21 protein-coding genes are annotated in these 26,510 nt (G+C 48.7%); 13 read left to right on the top strand and 8 right to left on the bottom strand.

Going from position 1 to position 26,510, the window contains the following annotated elements:
* Window positions 1-159: 159 nt before the first annotated feature.
* Together L2713_RS04565 and L2713_RS04560 are read right to left on the bottom strand one after the other, a co-directional pair.
* The gene (locus L2713_RS04565; RefSeq protein WP_248967094.1) at window positions 160-3,240 is read right to left on the bottom strand and encodes an efflux RND transporter permease subunit; all 3,081 of its coding nucleotides are present in this window, start codon (window positions 3,238-3,240) and stop codon (window positions 160-162) included.
* Between the two features lie 3 nt (window positions 3,241-3,243).
* Window positions 3,244-4,326, bottom strand: coding sequence for an efflux RND transporter periplasmic adaptor subunit (locus tag L2713_RS04560; protein ID WP_248967093.1), 1,083 nt, complete (start codon window positions 4,324-4,326; stop codon window positions 3,244-3,246).
* A 129-nt stretch (window positions 4,327-4,455) separates the two neighbouring features.
* On the opposite strand from L2713_RS04560, the gene L2713_RS04555 reads away from it, so the two are divergent.
* Window positions 4,456-5,451, top strand: a complete 996-nt coding sequence (locus L2713_RS04555) for a LysR family transcriptional regulator (RefSeq protein WP_248967092.1) — start codon at window positions 4,456-4,458, stop codon at window positions 5,449-5,451.
* Window positions 5,452-5,625: 174 nt separating this feature from the next.
* Here L2713_RS04555 and L2713_RS04550 read toward each other — a convergent pair whose 3' ends face one another.
* On the bottom strand, window positions 5,626-6,984 hold the full coding sequence (locus tag L2713_RS04550; protein ID WP_248967091.1) for an MATE family efflux transporter: 1,359 nt from the start codon (window positions 6,982-6,984) through the stop codon (window positions 5,626-5,628).
* A gap of 226 nt (window positions 6,985-7,210) precedes the next feature.
* Here L2713_RS04550 and L2713_RS04545 point away from each other — a divergent pair, with 226 nt between their 5' ends.
* Window positions 7,211-7,501, top strand: coding sequence for a co-chaperone GroES (locus L2713_RS04545; protein ID WP_011071021.1), 291 nt, complete (start codon window positions 7,211-7,213; stop codon window positions 7,499-7,501).
* 57 nt (window positions 7,502-7,558) lie between these two features.
* Complete coding sequence (gene groL / locus L2713_RS04540) at window positions 7,559-9,196, top strand: chaperonin GroEL (protein WP_248967090.1); 1,638 nt, start codon at window positions 7,559-7,561, stop codon at window positions 9,194-9,196.
* Between the two features lie 555 nt (window positions 9,197-9,751).
* Here the strand turns inward: groL and L2713_RS04535 are convergent.
* Both L2713_RS04535 and L2713_RS04530 read right to left on the bottom strand, forming a co-directional pair.
* Window positions 9,752-11,038, bottom strand: coding sequence for a hypothetical protein (locus L2713_RS04535; protein ID WP_248967089.1), 1,287 nt, complete (start codon window positions 11,036-11,038; stop codon window positions 9,752-9,754).
* A 342-nt stretch (window positions 11,039-11,380) separates the two neighbouring features.
* A complete protein-coding gene (locus tag L2713_RS04530; protein WP_248967088.1) occupies window positions 11,381-12,226 on the bottom strand; it encodes a LysR family transcriptional regulator in 846 nt (281 codons plus the stop codon).
* 153 nt (window positions 12,227-12,379) lie between these two features.
* Here L2713_RS04530 and L2713_RS04525 point away from each other — a divergent pair, with 153 nt between their 5' ends.
* The 9 genes from L2713_RS04525 to L2713_RS04485 all read left to right on the top strand — a co-directional run bounded on the left by L2713_RS04525 (window position 12,380) and on the right by L2713_RS04485 (window position 22,927).
* Window positions 12,380-13,897 (top strand): arylsulfatase, encoded by a 1,518-nt coding sequence (locus tag L2713_RS04525; protein ID WP_248967087.1) that lies wholly within the window; start codon window positions 12,380-12,382, stop codon window positions 13,895-13,897.
* Window positions 13,898-13,965: 68 nt separating this feature from the next.
* Window positions 13,966-15,273, top strand: a complete 1,308-nt coding sequence (locus L2713_RS04520; protein WP_248967086.1) for an anaerobic sulfatase maturase — start codon at window positions 13,966-13,968, stop codon at window positions 15,271-15,273.
* Window positions 15,257-16,258, top strand: a complete 1,002-nt coding sequence (locus L2713_RS04515) for an AAA family ATPase (RefSeq protein WP_089066920.1) — start codon at window positions 15,257-15,259, stop codon at window positions 16,256-16,258. The genes L2713_RS04520 and L2713_RS04515 overlap by 17 nt, the downstream gene beginning before the upstream one ends.
* A gap of 5 nt (window positions 16,259-16,263) precedes the next feature.
* The gene (locus L2713_RS04510; protein WP_248967085.1) at window positions 16,264-17,259 is read left to right on the top strand and encodes a DUF58 domain-containing protein; all 996 of its coding nucleotides are present in this window, start codon (window positions 16,264-16,266) and stop codon (window positions 17,257-17,259) included.
* The gene (locus tag L2713_RS04505; protein ID WP_248967084.1) at window positions 17,256-17,774 is read left to right on the top strand and encodes a DUF4381 domain-containing protein; all 519 of its coding nucleotides are present in this window, start codon (window positions 17,256-17,258) and stop codon (window positions 17,772-17,774) included. The genes L2713_RS04510 and L2713_RS04505 overlap by 4 nt, the downstream gene beginning before the upstream one ends.
* Complete coding sequence (locus tag L2713_RS04500; protein WP_248967083.1) at window positions 17,761-18,768, top strand: VWA domain-containing protein; 1,008 nt, start codon at window positions 17,761-17,763, stop codon at window positions 18,766-18,768. The genes L2713_RS04505 and L2713_RS04500 overlap by 14 nt, the downstream gene beginning before the upstream one ends.
* Complete coding sequence (locus tag L2713_RS04495; RefSeq protein ID WP_248967082.1) at window positions 18,761-20,482, top strand: VWA domain-containing protein; 1,722 nt, start codon at window positions 18,761-18,763, stop codon at window positions 20,480-20,482. Before L2713_RS04500 ends, L2713_RS04495 begins: the two co-directional genes overlap by 8 nt.
* Before the next feature lie 116 nt (window positions 20,483-20,598).
* Window positions 20,599-21,909 (top strand): hypothetical protein, encoded by a 1,311-nt coding sequence (locus L2713_RS04490; protein WP_248967081.1) that lies wholly within the window; start codon window positions 20,599-20,601, stop codon window positions 21,907-21,909.
* A gap of 34 nt (window positions 21,910-21,943) precedes the next feature.
* The gene (locus L2713_RS04485; protein WP_248967080.1) at window positions 21,944-22,927 is read left to right on the top strand and encodes an HAD family hydrolase; all 984 of its coding nucleotides are present in this window, start codon (window positions 21,944-21,946) and stop codon (window positions 22,925-22,927) included.
* 379 nt (window positions 22,928-23,306) lie between these two features.
* Here L2713_RS04485 and fliB read toward each other — a convergent pair whose 3' ends face one another.
* Window positions 23,307-24,587 (bottom strand): flagellin lysine-N-methylase, encoded by a 1,281-nt coding sequence (fliB, locus tag L2713_RS04480; protein WP_248967079.1) that lies wholly within the window; start codon window positions 24,585-24,587, stop codon window positions 23,307-23,309.
* Between the two features lie 363 nt (window positions 24,588-24,950).
* On the opposite strand from fliB, the gene L2713_RS04475 reads away from it, so the two are divergent.
* On the top strand, window positions 24,951-25,355 hold the full coding sequence (locus L2713_RS04475; protein ID WP_011624114.1) for a carboxymuconolactone decarboxylase family protein: 405 nt from the start codon (window positions 24,951-24,953) through the stop codon (window positions 25,353-25,355).
* A gap of 180 nt (window positions 25,356-25,535) precedes the next feature.
* Here the strand turns inward: L2713_RS04475 and L2713_RS04470 are convergent, their stop codons facing one another.
* Both L2713_RS04470 and L2713_RS04465 read right to left on the bottom strand, forming a co-directional pair.
* On the bottom strand, window positions 25,536-26,069 hold the full coding sequence (locus tag L2713_RS04470; RefSeq protein ID WP_248967078.1) for a hypothetical protein: 534 nt from the start codon (window positions 26,067-26,069) through the stop codon (window positions 25,536-25,538).
* A gap of 155 nt (window positions 26,070-26,224) precedes the next feature.
* The gene (locus L2713_RS04465) at window positions 26,225-26,476 is read right to left on the bottom strand and encodes a DUF2999 family protein (protein WP_007650566.1); all 252 of its coding nucleotides are present in this window, start codon (window positions 26,474-26,476) and stop codon (window positions 26,225-26,227) included.
* Between the last annotated feature and the right edge of the window lie 34 nt (window positions 26,477-26,510).

Below are 26,510 nucleotides of genomic sequence, written 5' to 3'. Positions count from 1 at the left end.
CATTCACTCTTACCGCGCCTAGATTTTATGCTAACCCAGCTGAAATCTAGGCGTTTTTGTATTCGGCTTAAGTGGATAATCGATAAAAGGAAAGGGCCAATCGATGAGCAATACTACATCGATCGGCCACGCCGGGAAGCGTTTAGGGAGAGTGGCGTGCTAGTTGGTGCTCGCCACTGCATTCGGTTTGATGTTAAAGGCCAAGCTGTACATCACTGGTAGCACTATCAGGGTCAGTAATGAGGCAAAACCTAAACCAAAGATGATAGTGATCGCCATCGAGCCGAAAAAAGCGTCGGGGATCAGCGGGATCATCCCGAGCATAGTGGTGATTGCCGCCATTAATACGGGGCGCACACGACTCACACTCGAATCGACGAGTGCGGCATAGGCGGGTTTACCTTCATCGAGCTCGAGGTTGATTTGGTCAACCAACACAATGCCGTTTTTAATCACCATGCCCGAGAGGCTCAGCAGGCCCAGCAGCGCCATAAAGCTAAAGGGGGCATCGAAAATCAATAATCCCGCCGAGACACCAATCAAGGCCAGTGGCACGGTAAACCAAATCACTAAGGGCTGGCGCACAGAGTTAAACAGGAACACTGTGATTAAAAACATCGCCAAGTAACCCATAGGAATTGAGCTAAATACCGCGGTTTGGGCTTCGCCTGCGGTCTCATACTCGCCGCCCCATTCGAGGTGGTAACCAGCGGGAAGACTGATGGCTTCAACCTTATCCTTCACTTTACGCAGCACAGAATCGGCTGTCTCATCGCTGCCAAGCTTTGGATCGGCCAAAACCGCTAACATCCGCATCCGGTCGCGACGCTTCACCAACGGGTTTTCCCACTGGGTTTCGAACTGGCTCACCACTTGGGTGGCTGGCACGAAGGTGTTGTGCTCGGTACTCCAAATTTGCAGTTTCCACAGGCTGTCGGCCTGTAAGCGCTCTTCGGCGGGTGCACGGGCAACGATAGGCAGCAAATGGCTGGTTTCACGGTACAGACCAATCTGTTTGCCGCTAAAGTTGATGAGCAGTGCGTTATCCAGATCTTGCTTACTGATCCCGGTTTCCCTCGCCTGAGCATTTTGCAGCTGCGGGCGGATCAGCGGCACTTGATTGCGCCAGTCATGGCGAACACCGTCCATCGTTGGTTCTGTATGGAAAATCGCTTCGGCCTGCGCGCCTAATGCACGCAGCACTTCGGGGTCATCACCGTAGAAACGTGCCTCAATCTTCGCGGCGGGAGACGGGCCGTTTTCCATATTCTTGAATCGATATTGCGCCTGCGGGAATCGTTGATTTAACTGTCCTTCTAACTCAGACATATAGACTTTGAGCGACGCTAAATCCTCCATCTCGATGATCAACTGGGCAAAGGCGGGGTAGCCTTTCTCGGGTTGATAGGGCAGGACGAAACGCTGCGCACCTTGGCCAATCACTGTGGTTAAGTGTTTTAGGCCGCTGTGTTGTTCCTCCGCTTGCTTGAGTAGCATCTGCTCAATATCGGCGGTAAAGCGTTCTGTACCTTTGATATCCGTGCCTTCTGGCATCCAAATATCCACAAAGAAGATTGGCGTATTTGACGCAGGGAAGAACACATTTTTGATATGCCCAAAGCCAATTACCGCAGTAACGAGCATGGCACCGACCAAGAGAATACTGGCGAGCCTAAAACGCAGGGCAAAGGTTAAACTCGCGCGGTATAAGCTAAAGAACCAGCCCTTGTATGGGTCCTGTTCTTCATCGTCTGCTGGCGCATCTTTAAAGAGCAAGTGGCAGAAGAAAGGTGTCAGGGTGATCGCAGTAATCCAACTGATAAATAAAGAGATCATTAACACTTGGAACAGGGAGCGACAAAATTCACCGGCGGCATTTTGTGATAAACCAATCGGCGCAAAGGCGATAATCGCGATAACGGTGGCGCCAAGTAGCGGCCATTGGGTTTGCGACACAATTTGTTTTGCGGCTTCGAGGCGAGTCTTACCCCGGCGCAGGCCAATCAGAATGCCTTCCGTCACCACAATGGCGTTATCGACCAGCATACCAAGCGCGATGATCAGGGCGCCGAGGGAGATCAGTTGCAGCTCAATGCCCAGTACTTTCATCACGATAAAAGTGCCGAGAATGGTCAGCAGCAGGATTAATCCCATCAGTAAGCCTGAGCGGAGGCCCATAAACAGCAATAGCACGGCAATAACGATGGCAATCGATTCTAATAGGTTGATTAAAAATCCATTAACTGTGTCATCTACCGCCAGACTCTGGTTATAAACCGTGTCTAGGTTCATTCCAATCGGGCGCTGTGATTCTAGCTCGGCAAGGCGCTGGCTAACGCTTTTACCCACTTCAACCACGTTAACGCCGCTTGAGAAGGAAATCCCCAGTGATAAAGCCGTCTCGCCACGGTTGTGATAGAGCACACTCGGGGTCTCGTCGTAATCTTTCTCAATATTGGCAATATCCCCTAAATAAATGAGTTCGGTGCTACCCGGTGGGCTGACAATCAGACGCGCCAGATCTTGCACACTGCTGAATTCACCCGTAGGGTGGATACGAATGCGATTATCGCCAACCACTAAACTGCCCGCATTGGAGACTACGTTTTGGTTGTTGATAAGACCGTAGATATAGCTTTGATCTAGCCCCAGTGCCGAGAGTTTTTGTTGTGATATTTCAATCACCACTTGCTCGGTCACACTGCCCGCGACTGAGACTTTTTTCACCCCAGGCACTAGCACTAATTCTCGGCGCAAATAGTCGGCGTAGTTGGTTAATTCGCGGTTGCTATAATCCGGGCCAGAAAGGTTAAACAAAATCCCATAGACGTCGCCAAAGTCGTCATAGACTTTGGGCGAGGTGCTGCCGGGGGGCAATTGTCCTGCGGTATCGTTAACCTTACGGCGCACTTCATCCCACACCTGTGGCAGGCTGGTTTTGTCGTAGGTTTCTTTAATCTCAATTTGGATCTGCGACAGACCAGCACTGTTTATTGAGGTCACGTGCTTAACCGCATCGAGCTGCTGTAATGCATCTTCGAGGGGCAGGGTCACCTCCTCTTCGACTTGCTCGGGCGATGCGCCCGGGTAAGCGGTGATCACTAGGGCTTCTTTAATGGTAAATTCGGGAAATTCTAATTGCCCAAGGCCCGTAAAACTGACGCCGCCACCCACGAGTAGCAGCAACACAAACATCCAGCTGATGACTTTGTGGCGGATGGAATACTCAGCAATATTCATGAATTACACTCCGCGCTGCCAGCGTAGTGGTTTGACTTTCATCCCGTCGGATAACTGGGAAACCCCCGCACTCACAATCAAGTCTCCCTTGTTGATGCCGCCTAAGACTTCGATGCCTTGAGTGGTGACACGCCCTAAGGTGACGGCTGTGGGTTTCACTTCACCCGACTGAGACTGATACACCCACACTTGGACTTGGCCGTCTTGGTCGCGTTTATCGATGGCGGTGACTGGCACTATGGCCGATGCGGTTTGGTCTGGCGTCTTTACTAAGGCGAGGGTTAATTCGGCGCTCATCCCTGGAAGTAATTGAATATCCTTAGGTTGAGGTAAGGAAAACACTACTTCGTAGGCCTGAGTCCCAGGCGTGACTTGGGTTGAGTATTCCTTGAATTTCGCATCAAACTCCATTCCCGCTAATGCGCTAAAACGCACCTTAGCGGTAAAGTTTTGTTGCTGCACATAGGTATTTAAGCTCGCGGCCATCGCCTCGGGAACTTGAATACTGACATCGAGCAGGTTGTTATTTTGCAGCGTTAAAATCCCTTGGTTGGCCTGCACGATTTGGTGGTTATCCACTAAACGTTTCGCCACTGTGCCGCTAAAGGGTGCGATCAGTTGGGTGTAACTTAATTGGTCACGGGCGGCCGCTAAGGCGGCTTTGGCCGATTTTAGTTGTGCTTGGGCGCTATCAAACTCGGCTTGGGAGATTAATTTGCGCTTGAGTAGCTCGGTTTTACGCTGAAAATCCGCCGCCAGGAGTTCATGCTCGGCTTCGCGAGTCATCAGATTGTTATGGGCATCCCTGTCATCCAACTTGGCCAGGAGGCTACCTTGGCGAATTTGTTGACCTTCCACTAGGGCTAGTTCTGTCAGTTCACCTGAAATCCGAAACGACAACTCGGCGCGGCTATTAGCACTGACGCGGGCGGGAAACGTCCTAAAATCTCCCCCTTCGAGTTGCATCACCTCAAACAGTTTGACGGGGCGAATGGCACTTGCCTGTACCGAACTTTCCGCGGGTGTACAGGCTGAAAGTAGTGCGGGCAACAAAGCCGCCAAAGGGAGAAGTCGATATGATTTCATGGTGGGGTGTCCTCGGTAACCAATTTATCAGGATTTCAGGGGCGCGAAGATAACAGCTAAATTTGTTGCAATAAACGGGATACTTTGGGATTATGAATCCCATATTATGAGATTGATATTGAGCTAGAGATGAAGACAGAGGACTTAGCGCTATTTCACCGAATAGCCGAAACCGGCAGTTTGATCGAAGCTGCTGATTTACTTAACTTGCCTAAGTCGACCGTGAGTCGACGTTTGCAAGCCTTAGAAGATGAGCTGAATATCAAGCTATTCCATCGCCAGAGTCGTTCGATGACGCTCACCTCGGCGGGAAGCCATTTCTATCAGCGTTCCTTGAATATCTTGGCTCAGCTCGATGAAACCCTATTTGAGATGACCAATGATGATGCCGAGATCAGCGGCCATCTGCGGATCCAAATGTTCCCTATCCACAGCATGAACGTGCTGATGCGGGCGATTTTCCGCTTTATGGATCTGCACCCTAAGTTAACCGTTGAAGTGATCAACAGCGCTGAATCCGTGGATATGGTGAAGAATAACCTCGATGTGGCCTTTGTAGTCGAGCCTGCATTGGACACCTTAGATCTAGTAGTGCGCCCCATCTTCACCACAGATCTGCGTTTTTATGCCAGTCCCCAATACCTCGCCGAGCACGGTACGCCGCGGACGCCGCAGGAGATTGAGTCCCATAATGTGGCCTTGTTTAGGCTCTCGAACGGCAAAATCTTCAATGAGCTATGGATTGGTGCCGAAGAAGAAGTCCGGGTCAGAGGCAATTTCTGCTCTAACAGTGTCGAAGTGGCGGTAGAATTTGCTCTACAAGGCCGAGGCATAGTGTATGCCCCGACCGAAGTGGTGGTCGAGCATGTGTCTAACGGCCAATTAGTCACCCTGTTACCCGAGATTGATCCACATCCCGGAGAATGTTATTTGGCTTATCCTTCAAGACGTTATGTCAGTCTTGCCTGTCGCCGTTTTATCGACTTTATCATGCAAGAGTTGGCGCCAGAGGGCGTGCCGACCAATATGAGTGCCGAAGGTAATTTGGGGCGTCGCTCCTGCAAACCCTCGGAAGAACCCTTCCCGCCGAATGATGTTCGTTTTCGCCTGAAACACGCGGTGTAATCAGGCGTCTCTCAATGGCTAAGTTGCCGAGGATGCAGTAGCTATGTGTGCAGTATGTGTGGCCACTTAGCCAGCACCACAGCAAATAGTTGCCGTTTGTGCCTTGATATGAGCCTGTTTTTCTTTAACGGCCGCGACCTTAGTTGCGGCCTTTTTACGATAAATCTTGCAGAGTTAGATTGCGTCGGCGGTTGTGACCTTGGTCGGCTCGCAAATACGCTGCGCAAGATAGTAACAGGCAATCCCCATCAAGAGATTCGTTATCGGCAGCGCCAGCAATAAGCCTTTCACGCCATCGATATAGGAGCCCAGCGCCGCCAGCGGCAGCATCAGCAGCACTAAGCGGCACAGGTTAATCACTAACGAGCTCATGGGTCTGTGGTACGCATTGAGCGCCGTGGCAAAGATAATCACTATGCCCAAGGGGCCGTAAGCGCAGGGCAGCACCAGAATATAAAAGCTTAACCACTCTAGTACCTGCGGATCGGTACTGAATAAATGGGCGATAGGCTGAGCCAAAAACGCCAGCGGAATATAGAGTAAGGTTTGGAATACTAAGATAAATTTAAGCGATAACAGCAGTGCCTGTTTGGCCCTTTGTGGCTGCCCAGCACCGAGGTTTTGCGCGATAAACGGCATTAAGCTCGACGAGAGCGCCATTACTACAATCAAGAGCACCGACTCTAAGCGCGTGCCCGCACCAAAGGCCGCGACGGCGCTGTGGTCGATATGCGCCAGCATCGCCATAATCACCGCATTGGCGAGTGGGTTGATTAAATTCATCAGAGCCGCTGGCTGGGCGATATGGGCGAGCTTACTCCAGTTGGCACGCATTCTATCGATATCAAATGCCGCCCACTCCAACATATTGCGCTTAATAATCAATAAATAACCCGAGAGCGACAGGGCGACCAGCCAGGAGCACAGTGTCGCTATCGCCGCGCCTTGGATCTCTAAGCGCGGAAACGGCCCGATACCGAAGATTAATAAAGGGTCGAGAATTAAGTTGATGATCGCCGCCAGCGCCATAATCATCGCGGGGGAGCGGGTATCTCCGGTCGAGCGTAATCCCTGATTACCCACCATCAATAACACCAACAGTGGCGCACCCACATACCAATACACCATATAGTCGTGGATCAGCGGCAGACTGGTGTCATTGGCACCAAGCAAACTAAACAGTGGCTTAATAAAAATGCTACCGAGCGCGGATAAACTGGCGATCAGGATAAAGGTCAGCAGTAGTGCATCGTGCAAAAACACTTTGGCACGAGGGGCATTGCCCGAGCCAATCAGTCTGCCAAGGTTGGTCGATACGCCAGCGCCAATCCCAATCGCAATACTGGAAATAATCAAAGTAACAGGAAAGGTAAAACTGATCGCCGCTAAGGCTTCTGTTCCTAACTGGCTGATAAAAAAAGTGTCAGCGAGGCTAAACCCGAGAATGGTCATAATGCCAATCAAGTTAGGGAGGCTCATGTTGAGCAGTACACGACCAATTGGCGCGCTAAGCAGCCCGTGTCTGTCTTTCATGGGGAAATGGTGCCTTGTTTGCGAGCGGAGGCGGAATTCTAGCAGGATTGTGCTCGCTTGAAAAAACTGACATCAAAAAAATGAATTTTTTTTTGTAAAGGCACTTGGATCTGGCAGGGGCTAACCCCATATCACAGACATCAAAGGGGACGGCGAATACGCTTCCTCTTTTTCATCACAAAATCGCCTCGATTGTTGGGCATTAAATCATTAGGAGAGTTCATAGATGAATATTCGTCCATTACATGACCGCGTAATCGTTAAGCGTTTAGAAGTTGAATCAACTTCAGCGGGTGGCATTGTATTAACCGGTAGCGCCGCTGAAAAATCGACTCGCGGAGAAGTACTGGCAGTAGGCAACGGCCGTATTCTCGAAAATGGCACTGTAAGACCACTGGATGTGAAAGTAGGTGATGTAGTGATCTTCAATGAAGGTTACGGTGTGAAGAAAGAAAAAATCGACGGTCAAGAAGTCTTGATCCTGTCAGAAGCTGACCTGATGGCCATCGTAGGTTAATCCACGACATCAATTCGACATTCCAATTAATCATCAAAAATTTAAAGGATACTCAATATGGCAGCTAAAGAAGTTGTATTTGGTAATGACGCACGCGTAAAAATGCTGGCTGGTGTAAACATTCTGGCTAACGCAGTGAAAGTGACCTTAGGCCCTAAAGGCCGTAACGTGGTATTAGATAAGAGCTTTGGTTCACCACTGATCACTAAAGACGGTGTGTCTGTTGCAAAAGAAATCGAATTAGAAGACAAATTCGAAAACATGGGCGCGCAAATGGTGAAAGAAGTTGCTTCTAAAGCCAACGACGCCGCCGGTGACGGTACCACAACTGCAACCGTTCTGGCACAAGCCATTGTGACTGAAGGCTTAAAAGCCGTTGCAGCGGGTATGAACCCAATGGATTTAAAGCGCGGTATCGATAAAGCCGTTGCTGCAGCCGTTATCGAGCTGAAAAACCTTTCTCAAGATTGTGCCGACTCAAAAGCTATCGCTCAAGTAGGTACTATCTCTGCTAACTCTGACGAGTCAATCGGCGAAATCATTGCCACTGCAATGGAAAAAGTCGGTAAAGAAGGCGTGATCACCGTTGAAGAAGGTCAAGCACTGGAAAACGAACTGGACGTAGTAGAAGGTATGCAGTTCGACCGTGGCTACCTGTCTCCATACTTCATCAACAAACCAGAAACTGGCAGCGTTGAATTAGATCACCCATTCGTACTGTTAGTAGACAAGAAAATCTCTAACATTCGCGAACTGTTGCCAATCCTTGAAGGTCTGGCAAAAACCGGTAAGCCATTACTGATCGTTGCCGAAGACGTTGAAGGCGAAGCCTTAGCAACGCTAGTTGTGAACAACATGCGCGGTATCGTAAAAGTTGCTGCGGTTAAAGCCCCAGGCTTTGGTGACCGTCGTAAGGCAATGCTGCAAGACGTAGCGATTTTAACTGGCGGTACTGTAATCGCTGAAGAAATCGGTTTAGAGCTTGAAAAAGCAACCTTAGAAGATTTAGGTACTGCTAAGCGTGTTGTGATCACTAAAGACAACACCACCATCATCGATGGTAACGGCGAACAAGCGCAAATCGAAGCGCGCGTTAGCCAAATCAAGCAACAAATCGAAGAATCAACTTCAGACTACGACAAAGAAAAACTGCAAGAGCGTATGGCTAAATTAGCTGGCGGTGTTGCGGTAATCAAAGTCGGTGCAGCTACCGAAGTTGAAATGAAAGAGAAAAAAGCTCGCGTAGAAGACGCGCTGCACGCAACTCGTGCTGCGGTTGAAGAAGGCGTGGTACCTGGCGGTGGTGTTGCTCTGGTACGTGTTGCTTCTAAGATTGCTGACGTTGAAGTGGCTAACGAAGACCAAAAACACGGTGTGGTTATCGCTCTGCGTGCAATGGAAGCGCCACTGCGTCAAATCGCAACCAACGCAGGCGAAGAAGCCTCTGTTGTGGCTAACACAGTGAAGAACGGCAGCGGTAACTTCGGTTACAACGCGGGCAACGACACCTACGGTGACATGTTAGAAATGGGTATCCTTGACCCAACTAAAGTGACCCGTAGCGCACTGCAATTCGCAGCGTCTATCGCAGGCCTGATGATCACCACCGAAGCAATGGTAGCTGAGCTGCCAAAAGCTGATGCGCCAGATATGGGCGGTATGGGTGGAATGGGTGGAATGGGCGGCATGATGTGATCCTAGCTGGTTAAAATCGTTTATAGCTGCGTTACTTTGTTACTCGTGTAGAAAAACGCTACACGTCGCAACAAAAAGCCTTGCTCTAAAACGATTTTTCCTGCGCAAAAACATCTGCGGTCTTTAGCTTAATCGCTTAACACCCAAATAGTTATAAAAGAAAATGAAAACCCCGATACTGGCAACAGTATCGGGGTTTTGTTTTTGGCGCTGACTGCGTCAGAGTGTTGATGTTATCTCGGCAGAGATAGATGCTGCGAATGGACTACAGCAGCGCTTTAAGGATTTGGATTCCCTAATTGCTTGCCGCAGGCTCTCGCACTGTTACACCAGTGACTCGCCGTAGATACATCCCTGTAGGCTCTACTAAAACATCCATGTTTTAGAAGGTCACTGGTGCAACAATGCCAGTTTTGGGGTAACCATTGAGTGAAGAGTTACGCCGGTCTTAGGTGTTCGCATTTGAAGTGGATATAAATTTAGGCTTATATCCACTGATAAACAAAACTGCACGATTTAAGTTCACCTGCCCTAGAGGATTACTAACACTCGCTTCTATAGCTCATAGTGATTCATTGGTACTTGGCTTAGGTTGTCTAGTCGCCATGCGCCTTGTTCATAGATAAAGCTTAGGCTCTGTAGATCATCTTTAAAGTCATAGCGCTCGTTGGAAGGACTGAGTCTGTCCTTAAACTCAATTTGGATATTTTTATAACCATCGGCCAATTTCTGCTGACCTAAATGATTGGGGAGTGTGATAAGGCGAGAGAGGGCGCTATCCAGTTCCTTATCTTGTATTGGCAACTGTTCTTGTTTAAAGCGCTCGGTAAAAAGGGCGGAGAACTTTTGTTTATCTTTGCTATGACTGTAGGCGGCTAGTGTCCAGTTGGCGAGCACGAGTTCAAACGTGCTGTAGGCTTGGTTAAGCGCTGCAAAGGGAGTTTTATCCTTGTTAGACAAATAATCTTGGAAGCGAGGGGATGCATTTCGGTAGCTGTCTTTAAGGATTTTGCTGATTTCGTCGAGTTTCGGCTGATTGTAGGTTTTAAACTGTGCGGCCAGCGCGTCGATAGCCTCACCTTTTTGCTCCCAGCTTAAGCCGCCCTCACCAATTACGCTTAAATCTTTCTTGTGGGGTGTGACTAGTGGTTTGAGATCGGGGTTTTGATTCATGATGTTGCGGATCTTGTCACCAATCCCCTCTATAAAGGCAGTAGATTGTAAGTTGGCTTTACTATCAAAGAATAATCCCGCGCCGCTATAAGGGTCGACCCAGAGATCTGGATTGTTGATTTCGGTCATGCGGTTTGCATCGAGCGCTTTTATATCAGCCACCTTGGTATACAGCTGGCCGAGCGCTGCTTGATGTTTAAGGGTGAAAGCGGAGCGTTCGGCTTTGGCTTTTGCATCAATTTGGCTGTATTGCTGAGCGAGTGATATTAGCTCTGCATCATCTTGGATCCTTTGGTGCGAGTAGTAACCGCAGCGACTATCGCAGGCATAGTTAGCTAGTGTTGAAATGCTGTCTAACTCTATTTGCTTGGTTTGCACAAACACTAGGCTGCTATAAAGGTAAAGTGGTGTATCCGTGCTCTTATCGACCAGATAAACCTTATTATTAGGATTATGTTGGCCTGTGACATTGAGATCTTTCTTGGTAGCACAGACACTAAATTGATGTGCAGTTACGGGAATATTCCGCTGATAGACTGAGACAAACAGTTTATCTAGGCTGATGTGAGCCGGAACTTCGCCTTTGATCTCGACATCGCATGTCTGTGCGAGGGCCAAGTGAGAAGAACAGCCAAGGAGTATGGCTGTGAGAATCAGTCCTTTGTTCATAGATAGCATCCTTATTTCTACCAATTTACTGTGTATCGGCGAGTGTAATGTCGCGTTGTTAAAAATGGTTTGTATCTTGTTAATCGCATCCCAATCAAGACCGGGACTAGGTGGAAACTGAGGCTATTGTGCGGGGGCGTTATCAGCAGAATCCATTCATAACTTGATAATAAACAAACCCATAGTACCTAAGTAACAGCAAAAAGTTAAACTTGAGATTGAATTTAGGTAAACGGTAGCGTGATAGATTCACCCGTGACAGTGATATTGCGGCGGTATTCTGGGAAGAGTTACGGGTGCAATGGTTACATTGACACCCATTGTTGAAGCTCGGATTAGCGATTAATGCCTATCCAAGGCCTTTATCTTGGCTTTTATTTCTTCTCTGATTTTTTTGTGGTAGGGATTTTTAATTTCCCGTTTGTGATACACCAAATGATAGGGAATAAAGTCGGTCTTAAAGGGGCAGGTTAATATTTGCAGGTTTAATTTATCGGCCCATTGCTCGGCAAATGTGCGTGCGATAACGGCGATAGAATCACTCTGGGCAATATTGAGCGCAATGCTGGCGATGGAGTGACAAATTAATGCAATTTTGCGTTCTTCAATCGGTTCATTGGCAAAGAGTTCGAAGGCGCGAATTTTATCCCAGGTGCCACTATAAAGTGCATGTTCTTCGTTATAAAAGGCCTCTTTAGTAATGCTGTGCTGAATTCGTGGATGGTCACGACGGCAAATAACGACCAAGGGTTCTAAGTAAATTTCCTCCACCATAAAGGCGCTATCTCGGGTCAGAAAACTGTCGACTATGATGTCGGTTTTCTCGTGGCGCAGGTGTTCAAATAGATGGTTTTTCTCTGGTGGCGATTCTTGCAAGCTAATGTTTTCAATTGGAAATAGTGCGCTTATCAGCGACTCATTGCAGCACACATTAAATTGGGTACGCATGTTCATCGCATTTTCGATGATGCTGAGGGCTTGGCGAAATGCGGGGATCAATTGTTGCCCTTTACTGGAGAGTTCGATTCCTCGTCCTTGCTTGATAAAAAGGTTTTCGCCATAGCGATTTTCTAAGCGTTTAATTGCGGCGCTGATTGCGGGTTGCGTTAATTGTAAATGTTCAGCGGCTTTAGTATAGGACTGGCATTCGGCCACGACTAAAAAGGTGCGCACTAAATTTAAATCCATAAATTTCAACCCATAATCTTCAATTCATAAATTTGATTTATGTATCTTAAAACATTTTGATGATTGTTTCTTGTACAAATTGGGTCTAGCCTGAGTGGGATGTTTATGTTTTGTGAGAGATGAGATAACCCCCACCGTAAAAATGGAGTCTTTATGAGTACAGGAAAAAAACCGCGCTCAAATAAGTTTGTGCTAAATGCCTGCACACTTGCCTTGGGCGCCGCGTCAGTGACAGCCTATGCTGCAGATAAACCAAATATTCTGGTAATTTTTGGTGATGATGTGGGTTACTGGAACTTAAGTACCTACAACAATGGAATGTTGGCATATAGCACGCCCAATATTGACAGTATTGCCGCAGAAGGAACTAAGTTTACTAACTTTTATGCTCAGCAGAGTTCTACCGCGGGTCGTAGTGCCTTTATTACTGGCCAGATGCCTAAGCGTACAGGTCTATCTAAAGTCGGTATGCCAGGCGCCCCCGAAGGGATTAGCGAAAAAGATCCCACCATTGCAACTATGTTAAAAAATTTAGGTTATGCAACGGGTCAATTTGGTAAAAACCACTTAGGCGACCGCGACGAGCATTTACCGACTAACCATGGTTTCGACGAATTCTTTGGTAACTTGTACCACCTCAATGCCGAAGAAGAGCCTGAAAACGTCGATTATCCTAAAGATCCCGCCTTCCGTAAGAAGTTTGGCCCACGCGGCGTCATCCATTCCTATGCCGATGGCAAAATCGAAGATACAGGTCCACTAACCCGTAAGCGTATGGAAACCGTCGATGGCGAGTTCCTCGATGCGGCCGAAACCTTTATCGAGAAGCAAGTTAAGGCGGACAAACCCTTCTTCACTTGGTTTAACACCACGCGTATGCACAACTATACCCACGTGCCTGACTCCTATGCCGGTAAAACCGGTGCCGGATTCTATGCCGATGGTATGAAGCAGCACGACGATGAGGTGGGTAAGTTACTGAAGAAGATCAAAGATCTGGGTATTGATGATAACACTATCATCATCTACACCTCGGATAACGGTCCAATGGTCGACATGTGGCCTGATGCGGGTGTGACGCCCTTCCGCAGTGAGAAAAACACCGGCTGGGAAGGTGCATTCCGTGTGCCTGGCATGATCAAATGGCCTGGACACATCAAACCTGGAACCACTAAAAACGGTATGGTCTCTTTGGAAGACTTTTTCCCAACCTTAGTCGCCGCAGCGGGCGGTGAAGGCGTTGAGAAAGAATTACTCAAGGGTAAAAAGGTCGGTAAACAAACCTACAAAGTGCACCTCGATGGTTACAACCAACTGCCTTACTTCACCGATAAGACCCAAGAGTCGGCTCGTAAAGAGTTCGTCTACTGGAGTGACGACGGTGACTTATTGGCATTGCGTTACAACCAATTCAAGTTCCACTTCATGATCCAAGAACATGAAACGGGCTTTGCGGTTTGGCAATATCCATTCACTAAGCTGCGTGTACCTTTGATTTTCGACCTCAGTGTCGATCCATTCGAGAAGGGTGACAAAGGTATGGGCTACAACACTTGGATGTACGAACGTGCATTCTTGTTAGGCCCTGCCATGGCTAAGGTCGGTGAAGTCATGGAAAGCTTTAAAGAGTTCCCACCGCGGATGGAAGCTGGTACGTTTGTTCCTAGATAAACAAGCTGTTTTTTAAATAGAAATTGGCTGACGTTCATGTGAACGTCAGCCAATACAAGGAAGTCTGCATGGCGAAAACTTCAATGCGAGCATCAACGATACTCGATGTCGTACCGTTAAAATCAGCTGCAAAAGCGCTTGGAGAGCATCCCGATTACCAACGTCGTTTCCACGTGATGGCTAAGCCCGGTGGGGCGAAATGTAACATCGATTGCCAATATTGTTTTTATCTGCACAAAGAAGGCTTATTGCATCAGCCTAAGCAACCAGAGATGGATGATGCGACCCTCGAAGCCTTTGTTAAAGGTTATATCGAAAGCCAAGATGGCGACGAAATCGTATTCTCATGGCAGGGTGGCGAGCCGACCCTGTTAGGCGTGGACTACTTTCGTAAAGTGGTTCAGCTACAGAAAAAATATCAACCCCTAGGCGTTAACATTGAAAACGATCTGCAAACCAACGGCATCCTATTAAACGATGAATGGTGCCAGTTTCTTGCCGAGCATAATTTCCTCGTGGGTTTATCCATCGACGGTCCCGAAGAACTCCATAACAAGTATCGTGTGACTCGCAGTGGCAAGCCAACCTTTCATTTAGTGATGGCTGCGGTCGAAAAGCTCAAACAATACAAGGTGCGTTTTAACACCTTAGTGACGGTTAACCGCCACAACGTAAAGTATCCGCTCGAAGTTTATCGCTTTGTCACCAAAGAGTTGGGCGCGACCTATATCCAGTTCAATCCTGTGGTCGAACCCAGCGACTTTAAAACCACGGCGCCACAGTTTTGGAACAGCAGCATGGTCCCCACGGTTGGCAGCGAGCTGGCAAAGCCTGGGCATCCTATGTCGGTGGTGACGGATTGGTCAGTCGATGCCGATGACTGGGGCAAGTTCCTTATCGTTACCTTTGAAGAGTGGATCAACAACGATCTTGGCCGAGTACTGGTTAACCTGTTTGAGACGGCGGTCGCCCAAGTGATGGGCAAACCGGCGCAGCTTTGTATTACCGCTGAGTTTTGCGGTAAGGGCTTAGCCATTGAGCATAATGGCGATGTCTTTAGCTGTGACCATTATGTTTACCCCGAATATAAGATTGCCAATGTGCGCGAGCGTCCCTTAAATGAAATGGCGTTCTCAACCCGGCAATTAACCTTTGGTATGGCGAAGCGCGACTCGTTACCCCAATACTGTAAAGACTGCCCTTATCTCAAACTCTGTTGGGGTGAATGCCCTAAAAATCGCCTGTTGAAAACCCCAGATGGGGAGGAAGGGCTCAATTATCTGTGTCCAGGGATTAAAGCATTTTTCGATTATTCGTTGCCAATTCTGACGGGATTGGCCGTATTGCTAGGACAACCACATGGAACCAATGGCTAACACACAAACGCGTGCCCACGGGGATATTCTCGCCTTAATTGAACAGGTTGAATCTCAAGTCGTAGGGCAACGCACAGTGATCCGCAGTCTGATTTTGGGCTTACTGTGTAGCGGCCATGTGCTGCTCGAAGGTTTGCCCGGAACGGCAAAAACCCGCTCGGTTAAGGCCTTGGCCAATGCCTTGGCGATTTCCTTTGGTCGGATCCAGTTTACGCCGGATCTCTTGCCCTCCGATGTGACGGGCACTGAGGTGCTTCACGAGGCTGAGGGTAAATCGACACTCAGGTTTCAGCCGGGGCCAGTGTTTAACCAAATCGTGCTGGCCGATGAAATTAACCGTGCCCCCGCCAAGGTACAGGCGGCGCTGTTAGAGGCGATGGCCGAAGGGACTATTACCGTGGCGGGGCAAACCCATGTGCTGCCCGAACTCTTTATGGTGCTGGCGACACAAAACCCCATCGAGCAGGAAGGCACCTATCCGCTGCCCGAGGCGCAGATGGACCGTTTTCTGATCAAAGCTTCGGTGGAATACCCTACAAAAGAAGCCGAGCGTGACATAGTGCGCCTCGTCCGCAGTGAGGAAAACGGTGTTTTTAGCGCCGAAAAACCGCAAACCATCACCATAGATCCCGCCAGTATTCTCAAGGCGCGGCAGCAAATTGCGGCCGTGACGCTATCGGATATGGTGGAGAACTATATTATCGATTTAGTGATGGCGACGCGCCAGCCCGAGCAATATCCCCAATCTAAGTTAGCCAGCTGGCTGATGATTGGCGCCAGCCCTAGGGCATCCATTGCGCTGGACAAATGTGCCCGCGCCTTGGCTTGGCTAAATGGCCGCGACCATGTGCTGGTGGACGATGTGCGTGAGGTGGCGATTTTAGTATTGGGCCATAGGTTGAGCCTCTCCTACGAGGCATTAGCGGATGGAGTCAATCAGCGCGATCTGGTGCATGAACTGCTCGATGTGGTCAGTATTGGATAACGGCTATGGCGTTCGCATCTCTGGCCGCATCCACTCGAACTCAGTCGTCCATGTCCGCTGCCGCTAAGCAACAGGACCCCCGTATCTATGCCAGTTTGCCGCAACTGGTGCGATTGCAGGGACAGACGACGCAAATCAAAATGCTTAGCCTGCGTTACTCTCGGGCGCACCTTTCTGGCCGTTATCAATCGCATCAACGGGGGCGCGGGCTGAACTTTGAGGAGCTGCGCCACTACCAACTGGGTGATGATATTCGCCAAATGGATTGGAAGGTCACCCAACGCACGGGTAAGCCCCATGTGCGCAGTTACACCGAAGAGAAAGATCGCCAAGTGATCCTCTGCGTTGACCAACGTAGCTCCATGTATTTTGGTTCGGTGAGCCATATGAAATCCGTCGTGGCCGCCGAGATTGCCGCCTTAATGGGCTGGCTGGCGCTGGCCAATAATGACAGGGTTGGGCTGTTGATATCCGCGACTCAGCAGTTGCATTGGTGCTCGGCAAAGCGTGGTACAGCGCATTTTTTAATGGGATTAGATAGGCTTATCCAAGCCAATCATTCCCTAAGTGCGGCGAGCCGAGATAGCAAACGGGTAAGCTTCGCCCAGTGGATGCAAATCTTAAGTCAGCGCAGCCTCAAAGCCGCAACGTTAGTGATTGTCAGCGACTTTGCCGATGCCGATAACCAATCCCTCAAACAGTTAAAGTACCTGCAGCAGCATAATGATGTGCTGTGTATTTTTATCTCTGATCCGATGGAAACCCATGTGCCCGAAGACAGTGTTAGCAGCACTTGGGTTGTGGGTGATGGCCAATATCAGTTGGCATTACAGAAGGGGCAACAAACGGCCGAGGTGAATAAGGCGCTGCAAAAACAATATCTTGAGAAACAAACCCAACTCAAAAATCTGATGGCGATGCAGCGTATGCCCTTCATTGAAATCGGCACACAAGGCGATCATCTGCTGCAACTGGCTCGTACCCTGAGTGATATCCAATGACGGCAATCTCACTGCTTGGCGCAACTCAGTCTCCTCCTAGCAGCTACATGCTGAGGGAGTTAAAAGACGTAGCTCAGCCCGATCCTGTGAGCTGGTGGCCACAAACTCTGGGCTGGCAAATATTGCTGCTGGTATTGCTGCTATATCTGGGTTATCGCCTGTATCTCAAGGGGATTTTCTGGTGGCGTAACCGTTACCGTCAGGAGGCGATAACGGCCTTGCTGAGTCTGTCGGCGGAGGACCCGCATTGGCCGACGCAGATGATGAAGATTATTAAAATCGTGATGGTCTACTTAGAGCCGAAAAATGCCTCCCTCTACGGTGCTCCCTTGCTCGAGCAGATGGGGCGTTACCATACGAAGGCTCACCTCGCGAACGACGAATCGTTTCAGCAGTGGCTAAAATGCCTTGAAGATCCTAATGCCGCTCGCCCCGATTTTAGCGCTGTGCGCCAAGGGCTAAGCCAGTGGTTAAGCGGGCATCAATTGCCGGAGGCTCGCCATGGATCAGCTTGAGTTTGCCTATCCTTTGGCGTTTATCCTGTTGCCGCTGCCCGTGGTGGTGTACTGGTTTGTGCCCGCGTACCGCAGCCGCGAAGATGCGATCAAAGTGCCGTTCTTTACCGAAATCCTACGGGCATTGAACGAGACTCCCAAAGTTGCCGCTGGTCTGCTCAGCCCGAAACATTGGCAGCGGGGCATGCTGATCCTCTCTTGGCTGTTGATTGTCACCGCATTGGCTAAGCCTAGCATCCTAGGTGAAGTGCAAACCCGCGAAGCCTTCGGGCGGGACGTCCTCATGTTGGTAGACTTGTCTGGCTCGATGGATGAGGCGGATTTTACCACCGCCGATGGCAGTACCTTAACCCGCTTAAACGCGGCGAAAAACGTCTTAAAAACATTTATCGCCAAACGCAGTGGCGACCGGTTTGGACTGATCTTGTTTGGGGATGCCGCCTTTATCCAAACGCCATTTACCGCCGATCAGCAGGTGTGGTTAAGCTTGCTAGAGGAGGCGCAAACGGGGATGGCGGGGCAGAGCACCCATCTTGGCGATGCGATTGGTCTTGGCATTAAAGTGTTCGAGCAAAATCCGCAGCCATCGGAGCAGCAGGTGATGATAGTGCTGACCGATGGTAACGATACTGGCAGCTTTGTCGAACCCGTGGATGCCGCCAAGATTGCCGCCGCGAGAGGCATCAAGATTTACACTATCGCTATGGGCGATCCAACCCATGTGGGCGAGCAGCCAATGGATATGGAGGTGGTTCAAAGGGTGTCGCAGCTCACTCAGGCGCGCGCCTTTATTGCTATCGACCAAGCGGAATTGGATAAGGCGTATCAGCTGATCGATAAGTTGGAGCCGCAGCAATACAGCAGCGCCAGTTTCCGCCCGAAAATTACCCTGCATTACTATCTGATTGCCATTGTACTCGCCCTACACTTGTTGATTTTTAGTTGGATGACGCTGCGGCAAATGTTCAGCCGCACCGAGGTGGCCAATGAGTGATTGGCATTTAGAACTGCAAATGTTGGCGCAGTTTCATTTTATACGGCCACTCTGGTTATTGACCCTCATTCCACTCGCCATTGTGCTGATGCTGCGTTGGCGCCGGGATGATGTGCAGCAACGGTTGGTATTTTTTCCCAACCATTTGCGCAGTGCGCTCACGCTGAATCAAGGCGGTTGGCGCAGTCAATTACCTTTGAAAATCTTAATGTTATTGCTGTTATTGGCGGTGATTATCTGTGCGGGACCGACCTGGGAGCGCGAAGCGTCGCCCTTCGGCGAAGACGATGCCGCGCTGATGGTGTTGCTCGACAGCAGTGAGAGCATGAAACAACAGGACGTGGCACCGGATAGACTCAGCCGCGCTAAACATAAGATCTTAGATTTAATTGCGGCGCGAAGCGGCGGTAAGACGGGGTTGATGGTGTTTGCGGGCAGCGCCCATGTGGCTATGCCCGTTACTAGCGATGCTAAGGTGTTACAGCCTTACCTTGAGGCGATAAGCCCTGAGGTGATGCCGTTATCCGGCAAGGCGGCGCAAACTGCACTGAGTCAGCTCGCTGAGCAATTACCCGCGAATGCTGGCAACAGTGTCTTACTGCTTACCGACGGCGTTGACCAACTCACTATCGATGCCTTTGAGCGCTATTTTACCGAGCAGTTTGAACATCCTCCCTATCAATTGTTGATCTTGGCGATCGGCGATCCCGATGTTCAATCGCAGGTGCCAGTGGATGTTGACTCCCTAGCAAACTTGGCCGATAGCACGGGCGGCAGTCTGTACCGCATGACAATAGATGATGCGGATATTCAGGCACTTGAGCGCAAAATTGAGCGCTTTAGCATGCTAAATAATGACTCCAGCATGCCTTGGTTAGATGAAGGCTATTGGTTGCTTTGGCCCTTAGCCTTGCTCAGTTTACTGTGGTTTCGCCGGGGCTGGTTGGTGAAGTGGAGCCTAGTGTTAGCGTTAACGCTACCGAGTATTGCGCCGCAACAGGCCTATGCCGAAATCACCGTTTCTAAGGCGGCCACCGAGACCCAAGTGACACAAGTCAGTTTTGCCGAGCGGAGTTGGCAATGGTGGTTGGATCTGTGGCTAACGCCGGATCAACAAGGCGCACTCTGGTTTAATAAGGGCGAATTTGCCAAGGCGGCAGCGGCTTACCATTCGGTGCTCAACAAGGGAATCGCCTACTACTATGGCGGCGAGTATAAACTCGCCCACTCGGCCTTTATGCAGGTACAAACCGATCTTGGCGCCTATTACGCCGCCAGCGCATTAGCGCGGCAGCGGGAATATATCGCGGCGCGTAAACTATTGAGGACGCTGGCGAAAAAGCAGGATATTGCTCCAGATCTAAAAGCCGATATCGAGCATAATCTTAAGGTTATCCAAGGGCTTATTGATGAAATCAATCAAGCGAGCGCCTCCCAAGCCAACAGTATGGGTGATCAGGAAACCTCTATCGAATTGCCGGACGACGAGCCGCAGACCGCCGAAGGCGCCGATGAACAAACCTCACAGGATAAAATGCAGTCGCAAAACCTGACGGCGGAGCAGATGTTAGGCGATCCTAAATTGGCCGAAGTCTGGCTTAAGCGAGTCGAGGCTAATCCCGAACAATTTTTGCGGGCGAAGTTTCAGCTGCAAAATCTGCAACCTAAGGACGCACAGAGCACTGATAACGCCAAGGGAGGATTGCAGCCATGAGTCATGCAATCAGTGCACTGAGCTGCGACAAAACACTATCTGGCAGCAGAGTGCGAGTATCGATAAAGCCAGTCATAGGTAGTGCGAGATTGATAGCTAGAAGAGTCATCGCTTCGATGTTCATCACCTTAATATTGAATGGTTTGCTGCTCGTAACCCATGCCCATGCGCAGGCGGGCGATGCCCTACCAACCGAGCCCGCTACCGCGGTCAAAGTGAAGGCGTGGTTGGGTGACAAACCGGATGCAAACCCCGATGGAACTGAAAAGCTATGGGCGCCGACGGAGCAGATATTGTTGCAGATTGAGGTGTCGACCAACCGCTGGTTTACCTCGGGCACTCAGATAAAGGGCATTGAAATCCCCAATGTGTTAGTGAAGCAACGCAATACCTTTGCCGTTAACTATACCGAGCAGGAAGACGGCCAGACTTGGTCGCGGCAGCGCTGGGAAATCGCCCTCTATCCACAAACCAGCGGTGACTTTAGCGTGCCAGAAGCTACAGTCATCACTCAGGTGGCTGGGGTCAATGGCGACAAACAAGCTGTCACGCTTACAACCCCTGCGATGGGATTTCGGGTGGCTCTGCCCAGTGCCGAGCTTGCCAGCACAAAGGCTTGGTTTGCAGCATCGGACGTTAAAGTGCTGCAGGAGTGGAGCCCAAATGAGACTGAGGTGCTCAAGGTGGGGGATAGCCTAGTGCGCACCATTCATATTGAGGCCAATGATTCCCTATCTGTGTTGCTGCCCAATCTTATGCCGGCGCAAGCTTCTTCCGATTGGAAGCTGTATCCCACTTCGCCCGAGCTTGTGGATAAACAAAGCCGTGAAGGTTATGTGTCGAGCCGAATCGATAGCCAAACCTACGTGTTGCAACATGGCGGCGATGTGAGCTGGCCCGAGTATCGACTCTGGTGGTGGAACACCCAAAGCGGCCAGTTGGAGCTGATAGTGTTGGAAGGAAAGAGTATTAAGGTCAAGCATACCCTGAGTTCTTGGTTGAAGTACCACGTATGGACACTTTTCATCCTGCTATTAAGCGCGGCGTTATTGGGGTTATTGATACGCTGGGGGAAAGCGTATTACCAAACCCATCCTATTCCTGTGTGGCTAGTGTTTTACCGCGCTCTGCGCCGCGGTGAATGGCAAACCTGTCGAGCACTCTTGTACCGACGCTTACGTCGGCGCAAACAATTACTGTCGATGACAGCGGTATCCACAGAGCCTGATTGGCAAGCTGCTGCCCTGAGGTTACAAACCCATTCGACTCATCGGGCGGATTTTATCTACCTCTGGAAGCGCATTAAGCGAGCCAGAATGGGGTTGGCTTTACCTAAGGCGCTGGTCGCATTAGAGAAACAACCCTTACTAACCGAAAACGTAGCAGCTGGAAAAGTGTTATCCGAACCCAAAGCCTCTGAGTCATAGAGGGACATTACCGATCGTAATAAGGAGATACCCTGTGAGAATCATACGACTATACCGCAATTGGATGTTGTTACTCGTTAGTATGTTGCTGGTGGGGCAAGCTTACGCGGCCCAGAGTGACCCTTTGGCATCCTGGAACGATGGCAAGGCCAAGGCGGCCATTACACAGTTTGTGCAGCAAGTGACGGATAAGAATTCCCAATATTTTGTGCCAGAAGCCGAGCGGATCGCGACCTTCGACAACGACGGCACCCTATGGTCTGAGCAGCCCATGTACTTTCAGGTGTTGTTTGCCCTCGACCGCCTCAAAACCCTGGCTCCAAGCCATCCCGAATGGAAAACTGAGGAACCCTTCGCCAGCGTGCTTAAGGGCGATGTGAGCAAGCTGCATTCCGAAGACTTAGTGAAAGTGATTTATGCGACCCATACCGGTATGAGCACCGATGAGTTCGATGCCATAGTGAAGGACTGGATTGCCACGGCCAAGCACCCCACCACAGGGAAAAAGTACACCGAAATGGTGTTCCAGCCTATGTTAGAGCTGTTGGATTACCTGCGTGCTAATGGCTTTAAGACCTTTATCGTCTCCGGCGGCGGCACTGGTTTTATGCGGGCTTGGGTGGAAGGCGTTTACCATATTCCCCCTGAGCAAGTGGTGGGCAGCACCTTTGAGACCGAGTTCAGCTTGGTTGACGGTAAGCCGACATTAAAACGCATGCCCAATTTCTTAGTGAACGACGATAAAGAAATGAAAGTGCAGGAAATATATGAACGTATAGGCCGCAGACCCATAGCCGCCTTTGGTAATTCGGATGGCGACTTAGCCATGTTGCAATGGACCGCGGCGGGTGACGGCCTACGCTTACCTATGTACATCCACCATACCGATGACAAGCGTGAGTGGAAATATGATCGCGACTCCCATATCGGTCAGTTAAACAAAGGCTTAGATGAGGCAACGGCCAAAGGCTGGCCCATGGTCGATATGAAAGCCGATTGGAAGCGTATTTATCCCTAAGGCTTCTGATTGTCTGATGGGCTCTTAACCTCATCTTCTGAAAACAGTTCGTCGTGAATGGGTTTATCCAATCGGGATAAACCCATTGTTATTTTTGCGCCCTAGCATCCACCTAAGGAGTATGGCGCGAGCACGCTATCTTCCCTAGAGTAGGCTAACTGAGATTGGATAACACAGGGATTGAATAAATGATCTTTGACTGCGATCGGATACATCTAATGGTTATCCGATTTATCAATCAACTGGTATCACCTTCATTTATAAGGTTTATATTAGCATTTGCTATGTGCTCAATTATAAATTGCCAAATAAATGAACTTAGTCACCAGTCATCCCCAAAGTGCTATTATGACTATAAATGCTGCCAACTTTTACGTCTTTAACTTTTCAATAATGAGAAAATAATATATTCACTTTGTTTTTCAGCCTCTTTTATTATGTTTCTCATGGAATTTAATATGCCAGGGTAATGCTGTCGACGTCTAAAGTAACTTTGAAATAATCTTATAACAGATTCTTGACTTAATTTTTCTTGCTGTATAGCTATTCCTGATAAATAGCTTTTTAGCATTAATACATCAAGTATGAAAAACTTAAAATACTCGATTGGTCGCTGACCTAAATGCGCCATGAATTGGTCATTGTAAATACTATATAGTAAGAAGTTGATTAAAAGTTGTGGATGTTCGCTCAAATGTTCGTTGATTGATTTTTGTGCAGCATCTAGCGTATCAGTATATGCATGATGTTCTTGCTGTGGATTGGCTACAACCACAGTATTATCATCAGTTTTTTCGACATTGTTCAGACATTTCATGAGCATTAATTGGCATTCTATAAAGTCATCAAACTTCTTAATACTAGATAATGGAATATCTCTGTTTTCATATATGTTAGTGACAAGGGCTATATCTTGATTTGCAAAGAAGTGCCACTTTATTGCTGGTGCTGATGGGATAGATTGAAAGGTCTCCAGTAAAGTACCATCACAAATCATAGTGTTAAAATTATCAGCTAATTCGAATAAACGAGGTAAGCTATATAAAAAACTGTCTGACTGTTTTAAGTATAATCCAATAGTAAAAAGCTGTTGTTCAAAATCAAGTGCTGGATTTAAGGCGACGCTAAAACAAAAGTCTCGTATAAATTCTAAATATGTAGGTAAGTTGGCAGAAGTTAGCCCCCTAATATTCCCATGACTTAACTCATGTTGATATTGCATCGCGGTTGATATCATCATAGCGTCAGGATCATATAATACCTTTTTAACTACTTCAGGACATGATATAGCCATGCTCATCTCTACATGTTTGCCAAACCAACGGGGAGTGCGTGGATAGTCTTGGCAAATGTGAGGCAATAGGTTTTGACCACATTTTTTGTGGATATTACACAAATTGTTTTCATCTAAAAGAGGGCAATCACCATCGGTAGACATTTTGATAGTAGCGTAATTTTTTTCTGATTGCCTAGTTAGTTTGAAAGTTGATGATGCTAGCTGGCGAATTTCAATATCACCGTGTTTTTTTAAAGCTTTATAGGTTTGTTTATCGACCTCAATAGCCCAGGTATTGCAGCAGTGTGCAGTGCAGTCACTACCAACGCATGCGAAGTCACTAACAAACTTTGGCATCATTACTTCTAGTTTTTGTTGATTCATAATGTTAGTAAACTCCTATATAAAACTGGTTTTAGATTAACATATAAATTTATACCCAATCGAAAAATATTCGGTGATTGTTGCATAATGAAGCCATATTGAAAGTGTAGGAACGGTTGTCAAAAGGAAGTTCAAATACCTACGAACAAGTTGTGCGTTAAGGCTATGGCGTTAGATATTTAGATTGGACGACAACATTCAGATTTGTGTTTTTTGCACTTGATAATCGATGTTTCACTCATCCATATTTAACAATCGGAGCATTCACGTTAAATTCTTTGGAGTGAACCATGCCATTCCATGTTGTGCTGGTGATGGTGATAGTAGTAATAAGTTCTGATGATACGAAATAAGGACGCCTTGATGAATGATGAACAATACGAGAAGGGGCTGGAAGTGCGCCGCGCCGTGATGGGCGATAGTTTTGTCGATAAGGCCTTGAGCAGTGCCACGGATTTTACGCGTCCATTACAGGAGTTGGTGACGGCGAACTGCTGGGGCGAGGTTTGGGTGCGTGAGGGGCTTTCCAGGCAAACTCGCAGTCTTGTGACCATAGCGACGCTTGCCGCGTTAAAGGCATCGACCGAATTAAAAGGCCATGTGCGCGGCGCGTTGCGTAATGGTTGCACTGTGGAAGAAATCCAAGAAGTGCTTTTACATTCAACCATGTATTGCGGCATGCCATCGGGCATTGAGGCTTTTCGGGCGGCAAAAGAAGTGATTGAAGAGTGGCAGGCTGAGCAGGCCAAGGTGTCGGGGCAGCCTTAATGTTTGCCCCCTGTGGCATGTATCCTTTGAGCCATCGGGTGTGGAACCATCACCTGATGTGCGCGTACTTAGGATACCTTGCCAGAACGAGGGGATGCTATTCGCTCGATGTTCAATGTTCAATAAGTGTGGCCTGAGTTTTTGCCCGAAGCTTGCGGCTCATACTCAGGCCAACGCTTGTTAGAGTCGTGGATCCGCCGATTGACTCTCGACTTGGCCGATAACCGTGATGTCACTCAAACTCGAGAGTGTGCCCCACTGCTGAATGGTCATCATGCCAGTGATTTCCTGCGCGGTGAAACTCAAGCGTAGCCCGTCTTTGCGGTAATCCTGCGGCAGATTTTTTGGCAGTATTTTTTGGCCGTTGTCGGCGATAATGCCCCAGAATCCACCCTCTAAATTCATATATCTCACAGTGCCTTGCAGCATTACGCCTTCTCCTTGGGGTGAAATACTTGGCTTGATAAAACCTTTATCAGTCGACGTGTGAAGCTGCGGACTGTTGCGCTTATCCACTGTGACCGTTTTGTCCTCGCTCGTCTCTTTTGGGGGCGTGTCAGTTTGAGCTGTGCTTGCTTGTGCGGTGTCCGTTTTGGCGGTGCTTTGCGCGGCGGTGTTGTCCACATTGGATGGATTTTGCGCCTGAGTCTGCTCTTGGCAACCCAACAAGAATACGGGCAATAGTAGTGCTAATAGGGGAATATGTGGGCGCATCTTGCTTCCTTGTTGTCACTGATGTCACAACACTCTAGCAAATATTATTCGCGAGGGGGGATAAGGTTTTTATATCTTTATGTAACAGCGTGGAACAGGAGATAAAGGTAAAGCGAACGTCGCTTTACCTTTTTAAGCCATGGGCTGGAGCAGCATTACTTTTGTAGCTGTGCCTTGGCTGCTTCAACCTTAGCGAAATCAAGACCTAACTCGAGTACGGCTTCTTTGATTAACGCCGGATTTTGCATTACCAACGCCATCAGTTGCTGCAGTTTTTCGGGCGGGATCCCAAGCTGACCAATAATGCCCATCGCCATGAGAGGATTATCGGTTAATGCTTGAAAAAGCTCGTTAATTTTTGCATCAGTGACATTGTGTTCTTTTAAGATGGCAATAATGGGATTCATTGCAATACCTTGTCGAAGTTAACAGAAAACGGCG

Origin of the sequence: Shewanella seohaensis, from assembly GCF_023283775.1 — a bacterium.
Classification (GTDB): domain Bacteria; phylum Pseudomonadota; class Gammaproteobacteria; order Enterobacterales; family Shewanellaceae; genus Shewanella; species Shewanella seohaensis.
Note: the sequence above shows the minus strand (reverse complement) of the source record. Positions and strands in the feature narration are given on the sequence as shown.

What these genes read in the sequence shown, in the direction of transcription:
- L2713_RS04525 (WP_248967087.1), top strand. Translation starts at nt 12,380, where the DNA reads ATGAGTACAGGAAAAAAACCGCGCTCAAATAAGTTTGTGCTAAATGCC.
- L2713_RS04530 (WP_248967088.1), bottom strand. Translation starts at nt 12,226, where the DNA reads ATGGATTTAAATTTAGTGCGCACCTTTTTAGTCGTGGCCGAATGCCAG.
- L2713_RS04475 (WP_011624114.1), top strand. Translation starts at nt 24,951, where the DNA reads ATGAATGATGAACAATACGAGAAGGGGCTGGAAGTGCGCCGCGCCGTG.
- L2713_RS04510 (WP_248967085.1), top strand. Translation starts at nt 16,264, where the DNA reads ATGGCGTTCGCATCTCTGGCCGCATCCACTCGAACTCAGTCGTCCATG.
- L2713_RS04520 (WP_248967086.1), top strand. Translation starts at nt 13,966, where the DNA reads ATGGCGAAAACTTCAATGCGAGCATCAACGATACTCGATGTCGTACCG.
- fliB (WP_248967079.1), bottom strand. Translation starts at nt 24,587, where the DNA reads ATGAATCAACAAAAACTAGAAGTAATGATGCCAAAGTTTGTTAGTGAC.
- L2713_RS04465 (WP_007650566.1), bottom strand. Translation starts at nt 26,476, where the DNA reads ATGAATCCCATTATTGCCATCTTAAAAGAACACAATGTCACTGATGCA.
- L2713_RS04545 (WP_011071021.1), top strand. Translation starts at nt 7,211, where the DNA reads ATGAATATTCGTCCATTACATGACCGCGTAATCGTTAAGCGTTTAGAA.
- L2713_RS04565 (WP_248967094.1), bottom strand. Translation starts at nt 3,240, where the DNA reads ATGAATATTGCTGAGTATTCCATCCGCCACAAAGTCATCAGCTGGATG.
- L2713_RS04555 (WP_248967092.1), top strand. Translation starts at nt 4,456, where the DNA reads ATGAAGACAGAGGACTTAGCGCTATTTCACCGAATAGCCGAAACCGGC.
- L2713_RS04470 (WP_248967078.1), bottom strand. Translation starts at nt 26,069, where the DNA reads ATGCGCCCACATATTCCCCTATTAGCACTACTATTGCCCGTATTCTTG.
- L2713_RS04515 (WP_089066920.1), top strand. Translation starts at nt 15,257, where the DNA reads ATGGAACCAATGGCTAACACACAAACGCGTGCCCACGGGGATATTCTC.
- L2713_RS04495 (WP_248967082.1), top strand. Translation starts at nt 18,761, where the DNA reads ATGAGTGATTGGCATTTAGAACTGCAAATGTTGGCGCAGTTTCATTTT.
- L2713_RS04505 (WP_248967084.1), top strand. Translation starts at nt 17,256, where the DNA reads ATGACGGCAATCTCACTGCTTGGCGCAACTCAGTCTCCTCCTAGCAGC.
- L2713_RS04560 (WP_248967093.1), bottom strand. Translation starts at nt 4,326, where the DNA reads ATGAAATCATATCGACTTCTCCCTTTGGCGGCTTTGTTGCCCGCACTA.
- L2713_RS04490 (WP_248967081.1), top strand. Translation starts at nt 20,599, where the DNA reads ATGTTCATCACCTTAATATTGAATGGTTTGCTGCTCGTAACCCATGCC.
- L2713_RS04500 (WP_248967083.1), top strand. Translation starts at nt 17,761, where the DNA reads ATGGATCAGCTTGAGTTTGCCTATCCTTTGGCGTTTATCCTGTTGCCG.
- L2713_RS04535 (WP_248967089.1), bottom strand. Translation starts at nt 11,038, where the DNA reads ATGAACAAAGGACTGATTCTCACAGCCATACTCCTTGGCTGTTCTTCT.
- L2713_RS04550 (WP_248967091.1), bottom strand. Translation starts at nt 6,984, where the DNA reads ATGAAAGACAGACACGGGCTGCTTAGCGCGCCAATTGGTCGTGTACTG.
- groL (WP_248967090.1), top strand. Translation starts at nt 7,559, where the DNA reads ATGGCAGCTAAAGAAGTTGTATTTGGTAATGACGCACGCGTAAAAATG.